Consider the following 23,370-nt stretch of genomic DNA (forward strand, 5'->3'; position numbering starts at 1 on the left):
CCCTCACAGCTAAATTTCAAGTTCAAAATTCGGACCGACATGCTTTAAATTCACAAAATCAATTTGCAAATCGTTATACCTTGCCATTTTCACCTGCACGTCTCCTGGTGTATATTCGTGAACTGGTTTATTTTGCACCGCTTCTATGATAGGCTCATTTGTCTTCACATCTATCTTAACTCGTGCAGGATCATAATTTAGTTTGACACTAAAATGGGATGGAATGTAACCAATATTAAAATTATACATTGGGTCTTGGCTATTTTCCTTCGCTTGCCTAGCGATAGGGTTCCCACCATTTTCAATCTTCATTAACTCGTCACCTTGTTGTGCTCTTCTCGCAATCCCATCTAGCCAATCTTGATATCCCAAATCAGCGGCTTCTTCAATTCGTTTTGAGATATGTTTTAAGTCCATATCTTCCCATGCTTGTGTTTGATCAATCGTCAGCTTACCCTTAATTGTTTGTATATTCATGTCCGCTTTTGGTTGTTGAATTGATAACTCAGCTTTTGGCTGCTCAATTAGCTGCTCTGCTTGTGTAGTTGACAATTCAATTTGTGCAAATGTTGAATTTATGCGAATTTGTGGTAGCTGCATATGGCTCACCTCGTTTGCAAATAGTATTTCCTTATAAGCAAAAGGTCAGACTCTACATTTTCATATTTTGTATCATTCCATCCATGAAGGAAGCTATACAGTATATGATTTGTTGAGTCAGACCCTTTTGAGTCATCTTCATATCAATTCAAATTATCGTAAAAAATCCATTAATGTTGGCTGTAAAATTTGTCCTCCAACACCTAGTGCAGCTCTATGAACACTTTCTTGCACAGTTAAATCTATAATCACACGCTCTAAATCAATATCTTCATTATCAGATAAGATTCGATTCGCTATAATTTCTTGATTACCAATACGGTCATCGATTAGCTCAAGTCTATTATAACGTGCACCTATCTCTGAGCGCTGCGCATTCAACTGATCTAGGTGACCATCAACTTTCTCTAACAGTGTATCTAAATCGTCAGGAGGTGGAGTTCTTGGAGTTCCATTCAAGTTATCTTCAATATCTTGTAAAGTTGCAAAAAAGTCTTGTCCAAATATTTTGCTTGGATCAACATTCACTTGTAGCTGAATGCCTTGTGAAACTTCAATTGCAAATGGATCAGTATTATGTGTTACTTGAGGTGGAATCACACTACCGTCCACAGGAGCTTTGTCAATTGCCGTTCCATTAAAAATATAACGACCTGCCACCTTTGTATTAGCAACTGACACAAGGTCCTCTTTAATTTGTTCAATTTCATTAGCTATAGCTTCTTGATCTTCAGGGCTTAATGTTCCGTTTTTCCCTTGTACAATAAGTTCCCGCACACGCTGTAATGCAGTGTTCGCATGAGAAATGGCGTCCTCAGAATTTTCCATCCATAAATATGCCTCTGACAAATTACGCTTATACTGTTCAACCTCAGTTAAATTTGTCCGATAATACATACCTTTCATGGCTACAACAGGGTCGTCAGACGGTCTCGTGATTTTTTTCCCTGTTGATAGTTGATCCTGCAGTGTACCAAGCTTTTCATAACTGTTGCTAATATGTCGTAATGAATTATTCGCTAGCATTCCTTGTGTGACACGCATTATTTAACACCTACCTTCCACCTGTTCCCATACCATTTATAACTTTATCCAATATTTCATCTGTCAATGTAATCATACGTGCAGCGGCATTGTACGCATGCTGAAATTGAATCATGTTCGTCATTTCTTCATCTAGCGATACTGCGCTTACCGATAGTCGATTCGTTTCTACAGAGTCTCGTAAGACCGCACTATTAAAAGCCAATCTTTCTGACCCTTGCGCATCTACCGCCATTTCACCGATAATACCTTCATAAAAACTTTGTAAAGTCGTAGTGTCATTGTTAATCGTTAAAGTTTTATTCTTCACTTCAGCTAATGCTAACGCGTTACTACCATCTCCGAGATTCCCTGTTACAGGACCTATTCCATTAGCGATAATCTCTAGTTTGTCAGTTTGGAAATCATCACTAATTTCTGATAGATCTACAATTATATCTGTTTCACTCTCTAAATTCGCAAGCTCCCCATTTCCTACTGACACCTCAGGGTCTACGCTTTTGTCAAAAATTTCGAAAGTATAGCTATTAAGGTTGTCTCTAGATCCACTTCCTTTATAATTGATTTCTACTCGAATATTTGTAAAATTTTTCCCGGTTGGTGTCCCATTTATTTCTTCAGCATATCCTTTAAAATCCCCTGAGTATACGACTCCGTCTTTATCCCCAGCAGCCGCTATATTATCTAGCGAAGCTTCTATCGCACTACTTAGCTTTAATTTACTAGCCGCACCTGCAGGGTCATTTCCAAGATCCTCAAAGAAATCTACAGGGGTGTGGGTCCCATCATTGATATCAGTTATATTCCACCCAGCTCGATGAACACGGTTAAGCTCTGTAGCAAATTCGAAAGCCATTTGATCTATTTTGTCTATCATTTCGGGATAAATGCCTTTTTCTTCAGTACCATCCATATAACCGTATGATCTTATGAGACTCGAAAACTCACCAACTTCGCCTAATTTAGCGGCTTCAATAGTTGTAGTTGGGGGGTTACCTAATGTTATTTCGTTCACGAAACCATTATTTTCTGTATAATCTAGTTCATTTACAATGTCGAATTTGCCATCAACCAATGTACCGATTGGCTCTCCTATATCATTGACCATTGTAATGGTTACTTTCCCTTCTGCTATATCTAATGCTTGTCCACCACTAGGTGTTGTTGTAACTTTAATATTGGCATAAGACGATAATTGATCGATTAATCGGTCTCGTTCATCATATAAATCATTCGGTAAATAGCCATGAGGTTCAACTTCAGCTATTTGACGATTAAGGTCATTAATTTGTGATGTAAGTGAATTTATCTCTTTCTTTGTAATATCAAGTTCATTCTTCAGATCATTTCTAATGGCTGTTAGCGAATCTGCAATATAATTAAACGAATCGGCAACAAGAATACCTTGTTCCTTGACGACCGAGCGGGCCCCTGAGTTCGAAGGATTAACCGCTAAGTCTTGCCAAGATTGCCAAAATTTATCCATAATACTTGCTAACCCGGTATCTGACGGCTCATTCATAATGTCTTCCATCTTCTGAAGTGCTTGTGAGCGAGAATCCCAATATCCCAGCTTACTACTCTCATTTCGATATTGAACATCTAAAAAACCATCTCGCATTCTTTGAACAGAACCTGTCTCAACGCCTGTTCCAATTTGCCCAGGCATATCTGGACGATTGATCGCTGCTGATGGATATGGCTCTGTTTGGACAAAGTTCACTCGTTGTCTTGTATAGCCAGGTGTGTTGGCATTGGCAATATTATGTCCAACTGTATATAACGCTGACTGTTGTGTAGTCATACCGCGGCGGGCAGTTTCTAACCCATGAAAAGTTGAAGTCATGCTGTTTTTCCTCCTTTTTAAAACATAAGAAAGTAGAATTTAAAATCTATTATTTGTCTCACTCCACGCACATCAAAGATCATATGCTAATAAACGCTTATGCTTTCGAATCAAACAATGAGCGACTTGGTTGATGCCCGTCTGACGTTGCTGGCTTTTCATAATTAAATGCTTCTGGTTGTGGCAGGAGCATGTCTAATGAGATATTTACGAATTGTAACGATTGATATAACAGCTGTTGATTAAGTTCATTTTGTTGTTTTAGCTCGTTTATGATTTGAGTAAGCTGTGTTTGGATGTGAATTAATTGCTGTTTGTCATCACCAGCTGCGATGTCGATGCAATCTGTAACCGTCGGCTCACTTCCTGCAATTGTGTGACCGCTGACCATTTTGTACACTTGTTTTTTCCGTTCTTCATCAAGTGTACGAATGGCAGCGACATGTTTTTGTTCATCCTTTAATAATGTATCGAGGGCTTTAATGTCGCCTTTTTTTACAATATCCGTTTTCTTGGTGCCTAGGTCGTACAAGCTTTTATGGATCTTGTACATTTTTTGTAGCGTTGATTGTAAGGCTTGAACTGACAATGTTTCCCCTCCTATTTTTTCGAATAAAAGTCGTATATTCCTCTTGCAACTGCTTCACGATTGATCGTATAAGTCCCACTGTCTACTTGTTGCTTAATTGCCTCAACCTTTTCTTGACGAGCAGCTTCCATGTCTGTCGTTTCTTGAAGCTCCTTAGCAGCTGAAGAAATTTCTAATTTATCTTTCATCATGTTGTTTTTTTTGATTGTATCAAGCTTATTCAGTTGTTGCTTATACGGGTTAATTCCAGATACCCCGAATTGGTTTATTTTCATGCCGATCCCTCACTTTCCTCGCGGCAGAAGTTTCATCTTGTTTTTATTATCGGTTAATTTGGGAGATTGTTAAATGTAGCATGACGAAAAATTATTTATTTTATTGTATGAATATTGTGAGGTGTTATTAAGTAGATTATTGTAGTAAACATCGTGCTATTGTTAGATAAAGCTTTATACCGTTCTCACCTTGTTATAGAAGAAAAAGTGCTACGAAATATCGTTTAATATGCCTCAGTACAAAAAGCATCAACCATAGACCCAGTTAAAGGATCAAACTCGCAGCCTAGCAAATAGGTATTGAGGCGAGTTAAGATCCTTCAGCGCAATGTTAAATCTTAAAGCTACTATAAATGTAGCCTCTTGTAATTTGATAGATTAGCTTCACTTATTCCGATTTTTATTAACCGAAAAATAAGTAATGGTTTCTTTTTCTTTTTCTTTCAATTCCTGTTTACGTGTTTCTTCTTTATTATGTGTATATAATTCACTTTGTAACTCTCTCACACAATTTGGACAAATTTTACCGTCGCGAATCGTTGTTCCACACCTCTCACATTGATAACCTAGGTTAGGAAATTGAGCTAATTTTAAGCGACCTTTTTTAATAAATTTAATGATTAACTCTTCCTCTACCCCTGTTGCAACGACAACTTGATCCATAGTTGCAGTTCTGTTTTCCCTTTTGCGGATATAATTATATACTTCTTGATATGCTTTTTCCTCTTCTTTATAGCAGTTGTCACATACATCACGAAATTGATTTTTCACAAATATATTGTCACATTTTGGGCAATTATCTAACTCAGCCATAGCACCTTTCTCCTTTCAGACGTCATTCTCTTCAGTTGATTAGTAGAATTCTAATAGATAACCCTATTATATCGTTTGTGGGTCATAATAATAAAGTGAAACTTCTCGTATAATAAACTCTCTTGCTCATCCTCTTACTAGAGTAAGAGAAGAAACTGACTTAGCACCTGCTTGTCGAAGCACCTCTGCTGCGTGTCGTACGGTTGAACCAGTCGTATAAATGTCGTCAATGATTAGTATACATTTATTGTTAAGCTCATTTCTATGAGCCTCATTCATTGTAAAAACATTGGTTGATTGTAGACGTTCCATTCTTGATTTTTTAGATTGTTTTTCATGGTGGGTTCGTGAAAGTGGCTTTAGGATGGGGAGTTCTAGTAAACTTGCAAGTGCCATAGCTTGATTAAAGCCGCGTTCGTATAACCTTTCTTCACTTAACGGAATCGGCACAATATAGTCGTTTTCATTAAAGTGCTTGTTATAACACGCTTGAATCGGTTGTTTAAATGCATGTGCGATTATAAAGTCACCACGGAATTTAAATAAGTTCAACTTCTCCTTCATAAAATCGTTATACAAATAAACTGATCTATTTTTCATTAAAACACCTTGCCACCTAATATCTTCTTCCCATCGAATGCAATCATAGCATGAATCACCGTGCTTATATTTGTTGGCAAGCTCTGCTAACGGTCGTCCACAAACCTTACATACATCACCTTCAATGTAGGCAAAGCTCTCATGACATGCTGAACAAACTTTTTGCTGAGCAACTTTAAAAACCAGGTCATGCCAGCTGACCTCCTGTTTAATTGGCTCATGACAAAGTATGCAATATGACATAACCAAACCTCCTGTAATCTTTCCTACTAAAACACATATTTAACGAAAGAAGTCGTATATTACCAAGGGAAAATGGTAATTTAGTTTTAATAACCTGGCAAAAAATTACCCCCTATGAAGCAGCCCCATCCTCTTACCTTCAGCATTCATATACGCTATATGCCGTTTTGCATGAAGCATCGCCTTTGTTTTACCGAAATGAAATAGGCGGATTTCACCAGTTGGATGCTTGGCACTACGACCGACCCGCCCAGCAATTTGCACCAAAGCGCTCTCAGTAAATATTCGATCCTCAGCACCTAGCACCGCAACATTAATATTAGGTATTGTGATTCCACGCTCTAATATGGTGGTTGTGACGAGAATGGGTATGCTACGATCACGAAATGCAGACACCTTTTCTTTCCGTGTCACATCATTTGCGTGAACGCCTTCAATTTTCGAATGGTGATGTTTTAATAATTGGACAACTGTCGATAAAGCTTCAATGTGAGGGACAAATAGTAGCGCTTGCTTATTTTCAGTGAGGTGGTTTAGCAACCATGAGAGCACAGGTTTCGGTAGACGTTTTTTCTGTAACAGCTTACGCCAGTCTCCGCACCACTGAAATGTAGGAAGTGGCAATGAAAAGCCATGATAACGGGCTGGGATTGTAACGGCATCACGCCTATTGGATAATATTTCTCGTTGCCATTTTTTTGATGGGGTTGCGGTTAAATAAATAATTGGAGAAGTAGGTTTTTTTGCTTGTTGGACTGCATATTGGAGCATCGGATCAATAGAGTACGGAAAAGCATCGACTTCATCAATAATGACGATATCGAAGGCTTGATAATATCGAAGCAGCTGATGAGTAGTAGTAATTGTGATAGGTGCTATTTTCCCGCGATCTTCACTTCCTCCGTAGAGAGCGATGACTTCGACCTGTGGAAAGGCTGATCTCATACGGGGAGCAAGCTCTAACACTACATCTGTACGTGGTGTTGCAATACATACACTTTTTCCTGTTTGTAATGCTGCTTCAATCCCATGAAATAAAACTTCGGTTTTGCCAGCACCACATACAGCCCAAACTAGTAGGTCTTTATTGTTTGTTATTGCTTGTACAACGCGTTGTGAAGCCACTTGTTGTCCTTTCGATAATGTGCCAGTCCATTGTAGCGGGGTTTTTATGACATGGGCATTAATAGGGCCGAGCCAATGAATAAGTGCAGTGCACGAACTTATTCGCCCTAGCTGTATACACTTTCTGCAATACGTGCACGACTCTTGACAGCGAGTACAGTCAAATTCACCGAAAAGATATTTGTCGTTATTCCCACATCTCGCACAAGTAGGTAAACCTCTCTGTTCAGCAATTCCTTTTGTATATGATACATATCCATTCTTATAATGCTCGTGAATTTGTTCAATCGGGTGAGTGATAGCACATAGAAGCGTTTGTTTTCCTGCTAATAGCTGTTGCAATTGTTTTGAGTAATTGAATGAAGTGTTTAAGATCGGGGTGTGAATGACTGTGGCATGTCGAATTGATCTCGCTCGTTCATGATTCGGGGGTAGTACAAGGGGTTCGGGGGTAAGGAGTCCCTGTTTACTTAAAAAGCGCATATATTCCTCCTTTTTGTATATTTTTTGACAAGTAAGTTATTCGACATTTTTCACTGTAGTCCTCTTAGCATTGAAAATATATATGTTTCAGTATAGATCTTTGATTTGAGCTTAGCCTGCTGTTTTACTGACTAGATTTTTTATTTTACTGTCCGATTTCATTGGTCTTTTGTCCAAATTTAGGGTTTTATTGTCGAAAAGTACTTTACTGTCCAAACTCGACTTCTTACTGTCGAAAAACGCTCTATTACTGTCCAAACTCGACCTCTTACTGTCGAAATATGCCTCTTTACTGTCCAAACTCGACCTCTTACTGTCGAAATTGGCTCTTTTACTGTCCGAATCCGCTCTCTTACTGTCGAAATACTATGGTTTACTGTCCAACAGCTCCATCTTATTGGTCGATCCTGTTTCTCTCAGCTGAATCCAACAAAGCCCCATTCATTTACCTGAAATCGTGATATCTCTGCGATTGTTCAAAAACACCTCATTATAAAAAAATAGCGTTGCAGATAGTTTCCCTGCAACGTCATGTATTAAAATCATTATTTTATATACCAGCCAAATCCTATGGCACCTTCTCCAAGATGTGTGCCAATCACAGGCCCAAAGTAGCTGATGCTAAATTCAACATGAGGGAATTTCTGTTCAAGCTGATCTTGCAGCTTTTCAACCTCTTGTTGACGATTTGAATGTATTAATACTGCTTTCATAGGCAGACCCTTTTCCGCTTCTTGTTCAAAAAGTTCGATTATACGCTGGAGTGCTTTTTTTCTCGTACGGATCTTTTCGTACGGTACAATCATTTTATCTACAAAATGAAGAATAGGCTTTACTTGTAATAGGCTACCAATCATTGCTTGAGCACTGCTTAAGCGCCCACCACGTTGGAGGTGAGACAAATCATCGACCATAAAATATGCCTTCAATGTTTTCTTCATTTCATCTAGTCTAGCTATTATGTCGTTAGGTGATTTTCCCTCAGCGGCCATTTGAGCTGCTTCAATGGCATAGAAACCTTGCATCATACAGCTAATTTCGGAATCAAATGTAAATACTTTAATATTGTCAACCATTTCTCCAGCTGCGACTGCACCTTGATATGTTCCGCTTATTCCACTGGAAAGGTGAATGCTAATGACCGCATCAAAATCGTGAGCTAGCTGTTCAAACTTTTCCACAAATAAACCGATAGATGGCTGTGAAGTTGTTGGTAGCTCATCGTTTTGACGAACCTTCTCATAAAACTGATCTGTTGTAATTTCAATCTCTTCTTCAAATGATTCATTCTTAAAATTAACAACGAGTGGGATCATTGATATATGTAGATTATCACGTGTTTTCTTAGGGATATATGCCGTACTATCAGTTAAGATTGCCGTTTTCATTACATTAACCCATCCTTATCAATACTGTTAAAAATTTGATTATGAAATAAATAATCATTGCATATTGTATTTTACATGAATTATAAACTAAAATGTAGCGAAAACATTAATTTTTCTCACAGGCTACCTTTGCGATTCTTCGTACAAAGAAGAAAATATTGTACAGAGTAGCACCTTTACCTTGACAGAACTCGTGCCAATTTTACAATAAATAACAAAAAATCATAGAGTCATGTCACCATACGAGTGCGCCATACAAGAACTCTTCAATGAGCTTCCTCCAATTTGTTTCGTTGAGTGATGTCATATTACGAAAACATGCCAACTTTAATGAAAGGGGTTACATTTTATTAATTGAACAAATAGCGCTGCACAGCACTTACCCTCAAGCGAGTTTCACAATTGGATACCGCCGGAAACTCCAATTCCACTTAAGTAATTGGAGTATAACGCCTGTATGTTAATATGTATCACGCAGCCTCAAATTTGCAGGATAACAAATAAAGATGTATCTTTAAGAATTCACTCAACAATCTTTTCGTTAACGGACTTCAACCCATCCATTTTTAATGGCAACGACAACCGCTTGTGTACGATCATTTACATTCATCTTTTGTAAAATATTACTAACGTGGTTCTTAACGGTTTTTTCACTTATAAACAACGCTTCACCAACTCCACGATTGCTTTTCCCGTCTGCTAATAATTGAAGTACTTCGCATTCACGTCTAGTAAGTATATGTAGTGGACGGCGAATTTCTGTTTTCTGCAATGTACTAACCATACTTGATTGTCCACCTTCAGCTAAACGGCGAAATTCATTTACGAGGTTATGCGTCACCTTTGGATGTAAATAAGATCCTCCGTCAGCAACCACTTTCACAGCTTCAACAAGTGCATCAGCATCCATTTCCTTTAATAAATAGCCGCGTGCGCCAGTTTTTAAAGCGTGCATGACATAGCTTTCATCATCATGAATCGATAGGATAATTACCTTTGCTTCAGTTTTTTCTTCTGTAAGTAGCTTTGTTGCTTCTACACCATTTACGATTGGCATATTTATATCCATTAACACAACGTCTGGATTATATGTTTCTACGAGTGATAAAGCTTCGTTACCATCGCTACCTTCGGCTACTACTTCAAAGCTATCTTCAAAATCCAAGATCCTTTTTACACCTTCACGAAATAATTGATGATCATCTATAATTACTATTTTTGTCTTCATCGTAATCCTCCCCATATTTGTGAGCTGATTAATTCGTAACTGGAATCCTAATCATTATAAGCGTGCCTCCACCGATTTTGGAATCAACCGACATTTCTCCTTCTAGCAGGTCTACGCGTTCTTTCATTCCAATTAGCCCAAATGCATTTTCCTTTTTATGATCAATATTAAAGCCTTTGCCGTCATCTTTAATGATCAGTATAACATCTTTTGCTCTAATCTCAATTTTCACTTGAATTTTAGTTGGTTCCGCGTGTTTTATCGCATTTTGTACAGATTCTTGTGCTAGACGAAAGAGCGCGACTTCTAAACGAGTTGGTAGTCTGTTATCTTTGCCAATACTAGTAAATACAATCTTTGCATTATTATTATACTCTTCGACTGTTGATAAGTATTTTTTCAGGGTAGGTACTAATCCTAAATCGTCAAGAGCCATAGGTCGTAGGTCATAAATAATTCTTCTAACCTCATAAAGAGTTGAGCGAACCATGATTCGCAAGTCGCGAATCTCCTTTAATGCTTCTTCTCCTCCACGTTCGTGATACAAGCGATCTATTAACTCGGATCTCATCATGACATTCGCAAGCATTTGAGCTGGTCCATCATGAATTTCACGTGATAACCGTTTCCGCTCTTCCTCCTGCCCTTCGATGATCCTTAATCCGAAATCTTGCTTTTGGATGGCATCTTCTAAAATTTCACCTACTTGACGAAAATCACTATGTAAATAATGTAGAACAACTGTAATTTGCCCTATAAGGTGATCGGCTCGTTCAATCGTCTCTCTTAAGTTTAATATTCTTCTCTCTAGATCATCACGACGATCTCTAAGCTGCTTTTCACGTTCACGAATCATGGAAAGGTTCATCTGTAACGCATGTGCTTGTTCGTAGGCTTCACGAACCTGACTTTCACTATACTTCTCGAAATGCTTACTTACCTCAACTAAGCGTTGTCTTGCGAACTTTTCATGTGTGTCTAACTTGTCACCATCTTCAATCACTTCGTTTACAAGAACACGCGTATTAGATAATTCTTCGACTAATTTTTCATACTCTGTTCTAGATTGCTCACTTATTCGAAAAATTTCGCCTTTACTATTATCGACAGTTTCAATCATTCTTTCTAGTATTTTGTCTAGTGCTTTGGTGTCAATTTTCTTTGTCATTGTGCCTCCTTGTCAAATAATATAAGTAAGGATGACCTATATTTTGCCATGGGGTGTAATTAGCATGGTCTTTGTATTTAATGAGTGAACTCATTCATAGAGCTTGAGCAATGGGTATGTGGAACGTATACGCCACCTGATTGAAAAGTCCCATTGTTGAAGTAGGGGTCAACGAAGCAATCAACTTGTAACCTCATACTCTCGTCCGATAAGCAAACCGCCACATTTGCTTTTCAGGACTTTTGATCATTCAATTAGCAATTTATGTATACACAATGTCAAATTGTGTTGTAAAAGGCCTCTTACTTCCCATTATATCATGGAGTAAACAAGTATATTGTCCCATTTAACAAACGACAACATTCGCTTTTTTTGGCTACATTTCTTAATAAAATTTATACAAATTGGAAAATGTATAGTAAAATATTCCTGTTCACCAATTATTTGATATGCTGGTTTTCTTTGCATGAATTGTACACAGTTATTTGCTGTGAAATTGTTGTCGTTTTATAATGAATATAGTGGTTTGCTGACGAAAACGCTACATAAAGTTAGGCTCTTTATTAAAATGATGTTACTAAATAGGGGCTGTCAATCATTGGAGCAGAAAATAATCACAAGCGCTAGTTTGAAACAACAATTAATGCGAAAACAGCCTAAAATTAATATATAAGTTACATGAGAGGGCATAATCAGGAGGGTTATCAGTTTGTTACAAAAATATTATACCGTAAAGGGAAATGGAGAACATGAAATTACGATTCAAAAATCCCGCTTTATCTGTCACGTAAAACGAGTAACGGATGATGGAGAAGCGCAACAATATATACAAGATATTAAGAAGCAGCATTGGAATGCTTCTCATAATTGTTCTGCATACTTAATTGGTGAAAGAGATCAGATTCAAAAAGCAAACGATGATGGCGAGCCTAGTGGCACAGCAGGTGTACCGATGCTTGAAGTGCTGAAGAAGAAGGGCCTAAAAGATACCGTCGTCGTTGTCACTCGTTATTTTGGTGGAATTAAGCTTGGTGCAGGGGGACTTGTTAGAGCTTATGGAAAAGCAGTATCTGAGGGGCTTCAAGCGACAGGTATTGTCGAAAGAACGCTGATGCGTGTTATGCACACTAAAATTGACTATAATTGGCTTGGCAAGCTTGAAAATGAGTTACGTTCTTCAATATACAAGCTAAAAGAAATTCACTATTTAGAAGATGTTGAAATTGAAGTATTTGTAGAAGAAGATCAAAAACAACAATTTATTGAATGGATGACAGATTTAACGAACGGTAAAGCTGTCATCTCTGAGGGCATAAGCACATATTTAGAGGAGACCGTTATAATATGAGCAATCATACGAAACGAAGAAGGGTGAGGGAATGAAAGACAATCAGGACAATAAATCTGAAAAGGTTAAACCAAAACGACGCAAGAGACTTATTTATTTCAGCATTCCAGTGCTCATTATCATCATAGCTGCCACTGCTTATGGTGCAAATTTATATATGAAAGCGCAAAACGCATTCGAAAATTCACGAGAAGTTCCAACTAATGAGGATACATCTACTCCACCAGTACAGGAAACGGATATAAAGAAAAAAGATAACTTTTCATTGTTAATTATGGGCATAGAGAATAGTGAAACGAGGGTGGATGCAAATAATGTAGATGCATTACTTCTTGCTACATTTAATGAAGAAAAAAAATCTGTGAAGCTTTTACACATTCCACGTGATTCCTATGTATATATTCCATATAAGGATAGTAAAGACAAAATCACACATTCTCATAATGGCGGAACTCAAGCAACGATTGAAACTGTATCACAGCTTCTTGATCTACCGATTGACCGATATATAAAATTAGATTTTAATGCATTTGTTGCCATTGTTGACGCACTTGGTGGTATTGAAGTTGATGTTCCTATCACATTTTCTGAACAAGATAGTCAGGATCGACTTAATAGCATTTATATAGAAAAAGGCCTGCAAACATTAACTGGTGAGGAAGCACTTGCCTTAGCACGAGTAAGGAAGCTTGATAATGATTTTGAACGTGGAAAGCGTCAACAGCTTATTATTGAGGCGATTATTGATAAAGCCGCTTCACTCGGTTCAATTACGAAATATGGGACGATGATTGAAGCACTTGGAGACAACTTAAAGCATAATTTTACTACTTTTTCTGAAATCACTTCATTATACAAATATGCCACGTCTAATCTTACAATTGAGACACTTCAGCTACAAGGGTACGATTCAACAGCTGGAGCAGCATATATTTTTGAATTAGATGAAGCTTATTTAGAAGAAGTAAAAAAAGAACTGCAAGATCATCTAGAAGACAATGAGACTCCTAGCAGCGATAGCTCCGATAACGGCCAATGATCTATTTCAACGTTCAAAACACATCCTAAATATTGGATATTAGAACCAACCACTAACATGTTATACTAAATATAGTGGCTTACGTTTTGGGCAACCAGTCGGAACAACATATAGCCACTAACAGCACCTAGAAGTAAGACATGTTAGTTGGCTATGAATAATATTAGCTTAACATTTTACTAATTTTCCCCATTTACGAGACTTTAAAAAAAAGGTACAATGGAAGCTGTTATACTTTTTTTTGAAATCAACAGTAGCCACGATCATTTTATATAGTGGCTCTTTTTCTAGACTTTGTTTGTGCCCATTCGAACAATCTTTATAACTTAAAGGAGTAGAATGCTATGAATAATGATAGACGCTATCTTAAGTTAAAGCATCGAAAAAAGAAGCGAAGAAGAATAATATATCTTTTTACTATCCCATTATTAGTGATTATATTAGGCGTATCAACATACGGTTCAATTTTACTAAACCAGGCACAATCAGCTGCTAACGATGCCAATGAAGAATTAGTCAGAGGCGAAAAATCAGAAAAACGCGAAGAAGTCGTACACCCAAAAGCAGATAATATTTCAATTCTATTTATGGGCGTAGATGATAGTGAAGCAAGAGGTAGTGGTAATAGTAGAACAGATGCATTATTACTAGCTACATTTAACGAGGAAGAAAAGTCTGTAAAACTATTAAGTATTCCGAGAGATTCATATGTTTATATCCCTTCAGTTGGATATAATGACAAAATAAATCATGCACATGCTTTCGGTGGACCTGACGGTGCAGTTGAGACAGTCGAGAACTTACTTGATATTCCAGTTGATTACTTTGTAAAATTGAACTTCAACGCATTCGTTGATTTAGTTGATGCACTTGATGGTATTGAAGTCGATGTTCCAATTACGTTTTCTGAGCAAGACAGTCAAGATCGTAAAGGTGCAATTTATCTTGAACAAGGGCTACAAACACTTAACGGTGAAGAAGCACTTGCTTTAGCTCGAACGAGAAAAATTGACTCTGACTTAAAGCGTGGTGAACGCCAGCAGCTCGTAATGAAAGCAATTGCTGAAAAAGCAGCTTCATTAGGCTCAGTTACAAAATATAGTGCAATCATCGAAGCACTTGGTAACAACATTAAAACAAACTTAACCTTTGACGAGATGATTTCTTTCTATGATTATGCAACATCAAGCTTTACAATTGATAATCTCCAATTACAAGGTAGTAATGCAATGATTGACGGTATTTATTATTATGATCTAGATGATCAACAATTAGAAAATATTAAGCAAGAATTAAAAACGCATTTAAATGTGAACGCAGATAATACAACAAATGATTCGGTTGTAAACAACGAGCAACAATCGTCTGATAATAATTAAGAAACACAGCTCTATTCGTCCATATTCGACGAGTAGAGCTGTTTTATTTTCACATGATTAGGTCTGCTCTTTTCGTAGGCTTTGTTGCTTTTTCACTAAAAAATAATGTTAACAATAGAAAAGATGCTACGAACCTATGAATGAAAAGCAAAAATAAGCTAAAAAGAGGATGACTATGATCATGCCCTATGGGTTAGATCAGTAGTCATCCTCTACTTTACCGTTAATTATTTTTTTACATTCGGTGCATATAAAATGCCGCGAATAAAATTAATTAGTGGGCGATAATTTTCACCAATTAAGCCGATCTTTTCAACGAATAGCTCCACGGCAAGTAATAACACTGAAATAATGACGAGTGCATACCATATCGTTACTTGTGAGAAAATAACAGCAGCAATTCCAAACATGGCACTCATACCGTAAATAACAAGAACAGTTTGTCGGTGACTATATCCTAGTCGTAACAAGCAATGATGCAAGTGTGATTTATCAGGCGCAGATAACGGTTTTTTGTTTACGATTCGACGAATGATCGCAAAGAATGTATCTGAAATCGGTACACCTAACACAATGATTGGCACTATCAAGGAGATAAATGTAACGTTTTTAAATCCTAGTAACGATAGAACAGCTATCATGAAACCAAGGAATAACGATCCTGTATCACCCATAAATATTTTTGCTGGATGGAAATTATAGAATAGAAAGCCTAAAATACTTCCTAGCATAATTAGCCCAATACTGACAACAAATATATCCCCTTTAATCATTGCCATTCCAGTAATTGTAATCAACGCGATAGCAGATACTCCTGCAGCTAGGCCATCAAGACCATCGATTAAATTAATGGCATTCGTGATGCCGACAATCCATAGTATTGTTAATGGGATACTGAACCAGCCAAATTCTAGTTCACCACCGAATGGTAAGTTGATGAATTCAACTTGTACACCACCTAATACAACCACACCGGCAGCTAATAACTGTCCACCTAATTTTATCTTCGCAGATATTTCAAATACATCATCTAATACTCCTGTGAGGATAATAATTGCACTACCGATAAGTATAGCTAATTGAAATTCATCTTGAGGTCGTAAAATCAACACACCGATTAGAAAACTTATATATATCGCTAAGCCACCTAAACGCGGCATGATTTTTTGATGTACTTTGCGCTGATTCGGACGATCTGTTGCTCCAATTTTATACGCAAATTTCTTGACAAGTGGCGTAATCAATATGGAGATTATTAAACAAATCAATGAGGTCAAATAAATCATGTAGACCCTCCTTAGTAATATATGTTGCCCAATTTCATTCAAAACTATTTTCTTTTTTAGATAAAAATTTACAATTAATTCTAAATTTAAGTATATTTTCTATCTTTTTTTCTAGTTATACAAATTGCATTATATCATAACTACTTTACAAGATAAATAGAATACTAAGCAACTATTTTTAACAGCTTACTGCTATTTTTATAACATTCACTAAAAATAGTGAAACGCAGGTCATCAATTCTTTGCTATAATATTATTCGTGCAAATCTTTCATTTTTTGACCATTATCTACTAGGAGGAAATAAAAAATGAAATTCTCTAAGAAATCGATTTTAACAATCTGTGTAACTAGTATGCTTGCATTATCAATATTTACAGTTAAGACTGCAGCTAATACAGAGCCTGTCATTGCAAGTGTAGAATGGGTTTTGTCAAAAATTAATCCATTGAGTGAGAAGGTAGAAAACCTAGAACATAGAGTGACAGAGCTTGAAGATCAAGTAGATCAATTAAAAAACAAGCTTGAAAACAACTCATAACGATAGGGTGTAAATACGATGAAAAAATTCGCTATCACTATAATGTCAATCATGTTCATAACTCTTCTCCCAACCATCTCTGCTGGGTCTGGGACAGCCGGTATATCACCTCCACTCTATGAGACGAGTATTAAGGTGAAATTGTTACCAGAAAAAACATTTTCAGCAAAAATTTTTGGGGTATATCATTTTATAAACCTAGATGATCAATCGACACTTCCTTATACTACTGATATTATTTTTCAGCAACAGAATGGTACAGTCATTGCAACAACTAATGGTGACTCATACGAATCGAGTTCTGGATATGGACTCTATGAAGTGGAACAAAATGACCAAAATGCTGTAGAAATATCTAACATCCAAACAGGTTCTGGACCGAAGCCTGTACTATATCGTGGTTCGTTTTCGATCACACCTCAGCTAACAGACGAAGCACCTAACTTAGTTAACACATTACATATTGAAGATTACATCAAAGGTGTTGTACCGAGTGAGATGCCATCTTATTGGCCAATTGAAGCACTTAAAGCACAAGCTGTAGCAGCACGTAGTTATGCGTTCTCGCAAATGAAAACATCGGAATATTTAAACATGACTGTTGCTAGCCAGGTTTATGGTGGTAAAACGAACGAAGCACCAACGACTAATCAAGCAATTGCTGAAACAAATGGCATATATGCAACATATAACAACGAACCGATTCAGGCCTTCTTCCACTCTAGTAGTGGTGGTTATACTGAAAATAGTGAAGATGTTTGGTCAAATCCTATACCTTATATTCGAGCTGTAGAGGATTCATTTGATCAACACTCAGATAACACTCATTATGGTTGGAGCATGAGCATACCTGCTACAACCATTACTAACAGCCTATTTGGTGGTGTACAAAACACCTTACTTTCATTAACAGTAACTGAAAGAAGCATAGCTGGTGCAGTACAACAAATGGAAGCCATTGTATATGACAATCAATCAAATACTAGATCGTCCATTTCATTAAAACCTACATATACAAGCTCTTCTGATGGATTCCGCACCATCTTTGGAGAATACTTAAAGAGCACCAAATTTACGGTTACTGGTGATGCATCTGCCAAAATTATGCTTGCAGATGGCTCAACGACTAGTGTAGATAACCTTTACGGCTATGAGATGCAAACAGCAGACAATACGACAGAGACAATCGTTGACGACAACATTACATTAAAGACTAAAACGGCTACAACTCTTCATCCAACATCTACTCAAGCGTATCAATTTACTGGTGACGGGTGGGGCCATGGCCTAGGTATGAGCCAGTGGGGTGCACGAAGCATGGCATCAGCAGGCTATACATATGACCAAATATTAAAGCATTATTACACAGGAATAGAAGTTAAGTGATAATATGAACGCTTAACACCTTCATAAACATAAACAAGGAGACTTACGAAGCGTAAGTCTCCTTTATGTTTCCCTATTTTGTTTCAAATTTTCAGCTGTTGTGTATTTACTACTATTTATGAAAACCGCAAATTGTTTAATTCTTTTCCAATGCTCGTACAAGAAAAGCAGAAAACTGAGAGCGTTTCGTTGGCTCATCTGGCTTAAAATAGCCAGCGCTTCCTGTCGCAATGCCGTGCTGGGTAACAATCTTGACTGCTTCATATATGTCACTATCACTGTTATCATTCGTTACATCCACATATTCTGTAAAACCAACATCTAATGGCTGTAAAGAAAAACCTTTTTGTAATGCAACAGCCATATGCTTTCTTTGCATTGGTTCATTTGGCATAAATGAACCGTTGTTACCGTCAATCAGCCCATGTTCATAAGCAGTCATAATTAACTGTTCTGCCCAATTACCTGACTCTACATCATGGAAAATAGACGGTGTTTCAGATAGTGGGAGGTTAAGTGCTATGACAATCATCTTTGCTGCTTGTGCCCTAGTAATTGTATTTTCCGGTTTAAAGAGCTGTTCATCTGGATAGCCTGAAATAATTCCTTCATTATACAATTTCATAATTTCTCCAAAAGCCCAATATTCAGTTTGCACATCATTGAAAACCGGCTGTTGAATTGGCTGTTCTGAACTATTTAAAAGGTCTGCTACTTCTTGCTCAAGTATAGTAACTTTATCTTCTACACTTTGTGTAGTTGCAGTCACTTCACCTAGCTCTTGCTCAGTCCACTCTGCTGTTGCTACCTCGTTATTTTTACCTGCATATGTTTTTTGCTCCTGTGAACAAGCAGACGTGATTAATAAGCCGGTAATGGTACATAATAAAAATCCTTTTTTATGAAGCATCCTTTTACCCTCCCCCGTCACAATTATTCAGCAACTTGCTTATTTCTCTTACTTCTTAAGTAACGCGTAAATATTTCAAGCTCAGGAAATTTCAATAACTTCATAAGAAGTGCACCTACGATTACAAATATGACTAATCCCATTGCTACATTGAAGAAAGAAGAAGCAAATGAGAGCAATAAAGAAGATACGTATGTAACTGTACCTAAGACTAAAATGAAAAGCCACGTCTTCCCTAATTGTTTCATATCTTTTCCATACACTTTTAATCGTAGGATGAAGCGTCCAAACATTACGAGTAAAATGTAGTTAGAGATAGCACTTATTGTCGTTCCCCAGGCAATGGCATTGGTGCCTTCATAGTCGATAAGAATATTTGTTGCAAGAACTGTTACACCAAATACGGAAATAACGTTAATCAAAACAGGTAAAAATGTGTTTTCCATCGCATAGAAAAATCTCGTTACGTATGCGCTTGAGGCAAGAGCATACATAGAAATGGCTAATATTTGCACGAGTGGAGCTGTCAATATTGTGTCATCTGCTGTTAATTTTCCATATTCAAAAACGATCGTTACAATATCTTGTGCGTAAAAATAGACGAACACTGTAATCGGTAATAACATCAACCTAAGGACTCGTAAGCCCCTTTGGTATAAGCTTTCAATTTGATCCATCTCATTTGCTGCAACTTTTTTAGACAACAACGGATAAATAACTGTCGTAACAGCTGTCATTAATACAGCTTGAGGGAACTGTGTAAGTTTGGAAGCATTATTCAACAGTGTCGTTAACCCATCAAATTCGGGGAACCGTGCAGCATAAATACGTTGAATAAAAATGTAAAATTGTAGAGCTGCCCCTCCTAAAATAAGTGGAACTGTCATATTGACTAAGCGTTTCATTTCATTTGTATATGCAAATTGAAAACGAAATTGGATCTTTTCTTTTTTTATTCCGTATATGAGCACTAAAATCATAAAAACTGCACCGAGTAACGCACCAAAACCGTATGAATAAAAGCTAAGTATCGGCATAAGTGCGACTCCGAATATTAAAAATACTAAATTATATAGTAACGTTGAAAATGTCGATAAACTAAATCGATTATGAACATTTAATACTCCACTTAACCATATTGATAGTACTAATAAAACGGTAGATGGAGTCATCCATAAGTAAAGATTTTTTGTTATTTCAAAGCTTTCACTAGAAAGCTGCCTAAAGGATAATTTAAGGATTGGATCGACAAATATCATTAATAATATAGTTACAGCAATAAAAATAACCGTCATATAAGAAAATACGATATTTAGAAATTTCGTTTTTTCTTCTTTCGTCGGTAATTTGCTATAAATTGAAATAAACGCTGTTGTTATTGCACCACCAACAACTAGGTAAATGAGGTTTGGAATCGTATAGGCAAAAAATATAGCATCTGCTTCTGTTTTACTAAATAACATACCTACTACCGCGTCTTTAGCAAAACCAATAAGCCTAGCAACAATATTAATAATCGTAACGATTCCAATCGCTTTAAAAAGTTGATTCTTCATGTCTTTCATCCTTTATGATAAATGCTTATTAGCTTATCGATAAGAGTATCTTCGTCATTTTCTTCTGCACGTTTCTCACCATTGTTAATTAATTGCTGTTTAAGTTGGTCATCACTCATAACTGCATTAATTCCTTCATAAAGCGCATCTGCATTCTGTGGCTGCACTAATATCCCATGTTGATTTGCTAGCAAATACGATAAACCTCCAACATCACTACCTACTACAGGAGTGTGACAAGACATCGCTTCAACTGCTACAAGACCGAACCCTTCCATATGAGATGGTAAGACAAAAACCTCTCCAGCTGACATCCACTTAGCAAGTTCCTGCTGTGTTAATGCACCAAGAAATTTTATATCAGCTGTCTGTAGTTCATTAGCCTTCTGTTGTAACTCATTCATAAAGCTTTCGTTACGACTTGGACCAATTACATACAAAACTGCATCCTTATGCTCTTTTTTTAATAAAGCAAATGCTTCAATCAGTTCGATAAGTCCTTTTTCACGAATGATATTGCCGACAAATATAAGTGGACGTTCATGTTCTTTCAAACCAAGTTGTTGTCGGATAGCTTGTTTCTCGAATGGGACAAAGACTTTCCTGTTCACACCCATGTTAACGATTGACAGTTTGTCCTTCTCAACTCCATATTGCTCGTGTATCTCATCATATAGTCCTTGTCCAACAGCAATGACATGATTAGCACGTTGTAATATTTTTTGAGTCCACTTTCGAATGCGTGGATTTTTCTTAGCCATGCGATCTATGTCTCCGCCATGTGCAGTAACAATTAATGGCGTACGGTGAATTTTTTGAAATAACAGACCTATAAGCCCTGTTGGAAAAACATAATGTGCATGGACCACATCATATGATTTTCCTTTCGTCAGTAAAGTCCACAACGCTTGCAACAACCACTTACAATATTTTGTTATTACGTTCACTTTTTGATTACTTGGGTCATTAATCGCAATGACATCTACGTTTAGTCCTTGCTTCCTCAGTGCTTCCACCTGATTCTTCACAAAGATACCGAAAGTTATGCCGTCATCATTAGGGTACATATTACTTAGTACAAGTACTTTTTTCTTCATGCCATTTACCCTCTTTTCTCGGCAACATATGAAATTGCTTTAACCCTTGTGCTGCTTTCTCCTTTAATTGAACAGATATTTTCTTAACAACTGTTTCTGTTTGTTTCCAGTTCTGTTCCATCTCATTAACAGATGACAAAAATATCGTATCCTTCGATGATAAGTTATCTATTGGAATACAAGCATTTTCTTGGTCAATCATCTTCATAAAATGCTCAACCTTATGATGATAAGCAACACCTATGGAAGGTGTTTCTACTAGATATGAAAAGATAATTGAATGAAGTCTCGTTCCAATAACAACATCCTGTTCTGCACATATATTAATCAGTTGATGCGGTTGCAAATGCTCATCAATGACAGTAGCATGATCTTTATATTTCATACGATTATAAATTTCCTGCGTCATCCAAACATCTTGTGGAAATTTTGTAGAAAAGAAAGTAATATCTACTCCTTTTTCTTTAATAAGCGCATCTAAATTTTGAGCCATCCCATTTACATACATTTCATATTTTTCATCATTAGCTTCTGGCCAATATTTCAAGTTATAATATGGCAAGCTTGTTACACCAATTTTTTTTACCTTCTCACTACTTTTGTGTGTTCTTTCGGGAGTAATAGAAAATGCAGGATCACCAATGACATCGATGTCCTTTTTAACACCAATTTTCCTTAGTAACTCCTTAGACTGAGGATCACGCACCGATACACTATCGGCAGCTCTCGTAAGTAGTCTAATAAATAATCTACCAATCGACGTATTCAATGGGCCTACTCCACAGCCGTACACAATCACTTTAGCCCCATAAAACCGTCCTAACAAGCCATATGTTCCAAACAACGGTGCTTCACGCTTGTATAAGTCCATCAAAATGCCGCCACCACCAATAATGACAACATCCAACCCTTTCATTACTTTCCGATTATGTTTCACGGTATGTAATAACGTTTTAACAGCAGACCCTTTTTTATAATAAAGAGAGGCTGCTTGCGTCCCATATTTTTGCTTTGTAAAATCCGGGTTATCACTAAAGACCGTTATATCTTGTCTATTTACATCAAAATGTGTCGTTAATTGTTGAATAATCCCTAACAGGATCGCTTCATCTCCGTTATTATTATTCCCATAATTACCCACAATCCCAATTTTCATGTCTATTCGTCCTTTTCTTATTAAAAATACCACGAATATTATACCATACATATGTCATAATAAAACTGTTGGTCTACTGAATATGATTATATCAACTAGTTCTGCGTACAAGAATAGATATGTCCACACCTATGTGCATAGGGATTTTTTCTTTTTTAAAACTAACACATTGATTGTCTAATATATGCATTAATTGTTACTTTTCGTAATATAAACACGTATAAATACCCGTTTACATTGTCGCTGTTTTCGAAGTAATTGCTATGTCTTCA

The 23,370-nt window shown here is 36.9% G+C and carries 21 protein-coding genes; 5 read left to right on the top strand and 16 right to left on the bottom strand.

Features of this window, described 5'->3' with window-relative positions; all coding sequences use genetic code 11:
* Window positions 1-9 precede the first annotated feature (9 nt).
* From ACSVDA_RS14690 to ACSVDA_RS14740, 11 genes are all read right to left on the bottom strand, one after another.
* On the bottom strand, window positions 10-600 hold the full coding sequence (locus ACSVDA_RS14690) for a DUF6470 family protein (RefSeq protein ID WP_485884187.1): 591 nt from the start codon (window positions 598-600) through the stop codon (window positions 10-12).
* A 153-nt stretch (window positions 601-753) separates the two neighbouring features.
* Complete coding sequence (gene flgL, locus ACSVDA_RS14695; protein ID WP_485884188.1) at window positions 754-1,644, bottom strand: flagellar hook-associated protein FlgL; 891 nt, start codon at window positions 1,642-1,644, stop codon at window positions 754-756.
* Between the two features lie 10 nt (window positions 1,645-1,654).
* A complete protein-coding gene (gene flgK, locus ACSVDA_RS14700) occupies window positions 1,655-3,490 on the bottom strand; it encodes a flagellar hook-associated protein FlgK (RefSeq protein ID WP_485884189.1) in 1,836 nt (611 codons plus the stop codon).
* Window positions 3,491-3,587: 97 nt separating this feature from the next.
* Complete coding sequence (locus ACSVDA_RS14705; protein ID WP_485884190.1) at window positions 3,588-4,079, bottom strand: flagellar protein FlgN; 492 nt, start codon at window positions 4,077-4,079, stop codon at window positions 3,588-3,590.
* Between the two features lie 11 nt (window positions 4,080-4,090).
* Window positions 4,091-4,354 carry a flagellar biosynthesis anti-sigma factor FlgM gene (gene flgM / locus ACSVDA_RS14710; protein ID WP_485884191.1) on the bottom strand — a complete coding sequence of 88 codons (264 nt, stop codon included), beginning with the start codon at window positions 4,352-4,354 and terminating at the stop codon, window positions 4,091-4,093.
* A gap of 384 nt (window positions 4,355-4,738) precedes the next feature.
* Window positions 4,739-5,167, bottom strand: coding sequence for a TIGR03826 family flagellar region protein (locus ACSVDA_RS14715; RefSeq protein ID WP_485884192.1), 429 nt, complete (start codon window positions 5,165-5,167; stop codon window positions 4,739-4,741).
* 126 nt (window positions 5,168-5,293) lie between these two features.
* A complete protein-coding gene (locus ACSVDA_RS14720) occupies window positions 5,294-6,010 on the bottom strand; it encodes a ComFC family protein (protein ID WP_485884193.1) in 717 nt (238 codons plus the stop codon).
* Between the two features lie 105 nt (window positions 6,011-6,115).
* On the bottom strand, window positions 6,116-7,618 hold the full coding sequence (locus ACSVDA_RS14725; RefSeq protein ID WP_485884194.1) for an ATP-dependent helicase ComFA: 1,503 nt from the start codon (window positions 7,616-7,618) through the stop codon (window positions 6,116-6,118).
* Between the two features lie 545 nt (window positions 7,619-8,163).
* Entirely contained in the window at window positions 8,164-9,006 is an 843-nt protein-coding gene (locus tag ACSVDA_RS14730) for a DegV family protein (protein ID WP_485884195.1), read from the bottom strand.
* Window positions 9,007-9,547: 541 nt separating this feature from the next.
* Entirely contained in the window at window positions 9,548-10,234 is a 687-nt protein-coding gene (locus tag ACSVDA_RS14735) for a response regulator transcription factor (protein WP_320207524.1), read from the bottom strand.
* Window positions 10,235-10,262: 28 nt separating this feature from the next.
* Complete coding sequence (locus ACSVDA_RS14740) at window positions 10,263-11,402, bottom strand: sensor histidine kinase (RefSeq protein ID WP_320207523.1); 1,140 nt, start codon at window positions 11,400-11,402, stop codon at window positions 10,263-10,265.
* Window positions 11,403-12,111: 709 nt separating this feature from the next.
* On the opposite strand from ACSVDA_RS14740, the gene ACSVDA_RS14745 reads away from it, so the two are divergent.
* The 3 genes from ACSVDA_RS14745 (at window position 12,112) to ACSVDA_RS14755 (ending at window position 15,168) form a co-directional block, all read left to right on the top strand.
* The gene (locus tag ACSVDA_RS14745; RefSeq protein ID WP_485884196.1) at window positions 12,112-12,750 is read left to right on the top strand and encodes a YigZ family protein; all 639 of its coding nucleotides are present in this window, start codon (window positions 12,112-12,114) and stop codon (window positions 12,748-12,750) included.
* 31 nt (window positions 12,751-12,781) lie between these two features.
* Window positions 12,782-13,789: an LCP family protein gene (locus tag ACSVDA_RS14750; RefSeq protein ID WP_485884197.1), complete on the top strand. Its 1,008-nt coding sequence runs from the start codon at window positions 12,782-12,784 to the stop codon at window positions 13,787-13,789.
* Window positions 13,790-14,133: 344 nt separating this feature from the next.
* Window positions 14,134-15,168 carry an LCP family protein gene (locus ACSVDA_RS14755; RefSeq protein WP_485884198.1) on the top strand — a complete coding sequence of 345 codons (1,035 nt, stop codon included), beginning with the start codon at window positions 14,134-14,136 and terminating at the stop codon, window positions 15,166-15,168.
* A 227-nt stretch (window positions 15,169-15,395) separates the two neighbouring features.
* On the opposite strand, the gene ACSVDA_RS14760 is transcribed toward ACSVDA_RS14755, so the two are convergent.
* Window positions 15,396-16,454, bottom strand: coding sequence for a glycosyltransferase family 4 protein (locus ACSVDA_RS14760; RefSeq protein WP_485884199.1), 1,059 nt, complete (start codon window positions 16,452-16,454; stop codon window positions 15,396-15,398).
* 308 nt (window positions 16,455-16,762) lie between these two features.
* Here ACSVDA_RS14760 and ACSVDA_RS14765 point away from each other — a divergent pair, with 308 nt between their 5' ends.
* Together ACSVDA_RS14765 and ACSVDA_RS14770 are read left to right on the top strand one after the other, a co-directional pair.
* Window positions 16,763-16,993, top strand: coding sequence for a hypothetical protein (locus tag ACSVDA_RS14765; protein WP_485884200.1), 231 nt, complete (start codon window positions 16,763-16,765; stop codon window positions 16,991-16,993).
* An 18-nt stretch (window positions 16,994-17,011) separates the two neighbouring features.
* Window positions 17,012-18,379 carry a SpoIID/LytB domain-containing protein gene (locus ACSVDA_RS14770; protein WP_485884201.1) on the top strand — a complete coding sequence of 456 codons (1,368 nt, stop codon included), beginning with the start codon at window positions 17,012-17,014 and terminating at the stop codon, window positions 18,377-18,379.
* 136 nt (window positions 18,380-18,515) lie between these two features.
* Here ACSVDA_RS14770 and ACSVDA_RS14775 read toward each other — a convergent pair whose 3' ends face one another.
* The 4 genes from ACSVDA_RS14775 to ACSVDA_RS14790 are packed head-to-tail and all read right to left on the bottom strand — an operon-like array spanning window position 18,516 to window position 23,098.
* The gene (locus ACSVDA_RS14775; RefSeq protein WP_485884202.1) at window positions 18,516-19,289 is read right to left on the bottom strand and encodes an S-layer homology domain-containing protein; all 774 of its coding nucleotides are present in this window, start codon (window positions 19,287-19,289) and stop codon (window positions 18,516-18,518) included.
* A 23-nt stretch (window positions 19,290-19,312) separates the two neighbouring features.
* A complete protein-coding gene (gene murJ, locus ACSVDA_RS14780) occupies window positions 19,313-20,845 on the bottom strand; it encodes a murein biosynthesis integral membrane protein MurJ (protein ID WP_485884203.1) in 1,533 nt (510 codons plus the stop codon).
* 5 nt (window positions 20,846-20,850) lie between these two features.
* Window positions 20,851-21,942 carry a glycosyltransferase family 4 protein gene (locus ACSVDA_RS14785; RefSeq protein WP_485884204.1) on the bottom strand — a complete coding sequence of 364 codons (1,092 nt, stop codon included), beginning with the start codon at window positions 21,940-21,942 and terminating at the stop codon, window positions 20,851-20,853.
* Window positions 21,914-23,098, bottom strand: coding sequence for a polysaccharide pyruvyl transferase family protein (locus tag ACSVDA_RS14790; protein WP_485884205.1), 1,185 nt, complete (start codon window positions 23,096-23,098; stop codon window positions 21,914-21,916). Before ACSVDA_RS14790 ends, ACSVDA_RS14785 begins: the two co-directional genes overlap by 29 nt.
* Window positions 23,099-23,370 lie beyond the last annotated feature (272 nt).

Origin of the sequence: Cytobacillus sp. Hm23, assembly GCF_051842895.1 — a bacterium.
Classification (GTDB): Bacteria; Bacillota; Bacilli; order Bacillales; family SM2101; genus Nanhaiella.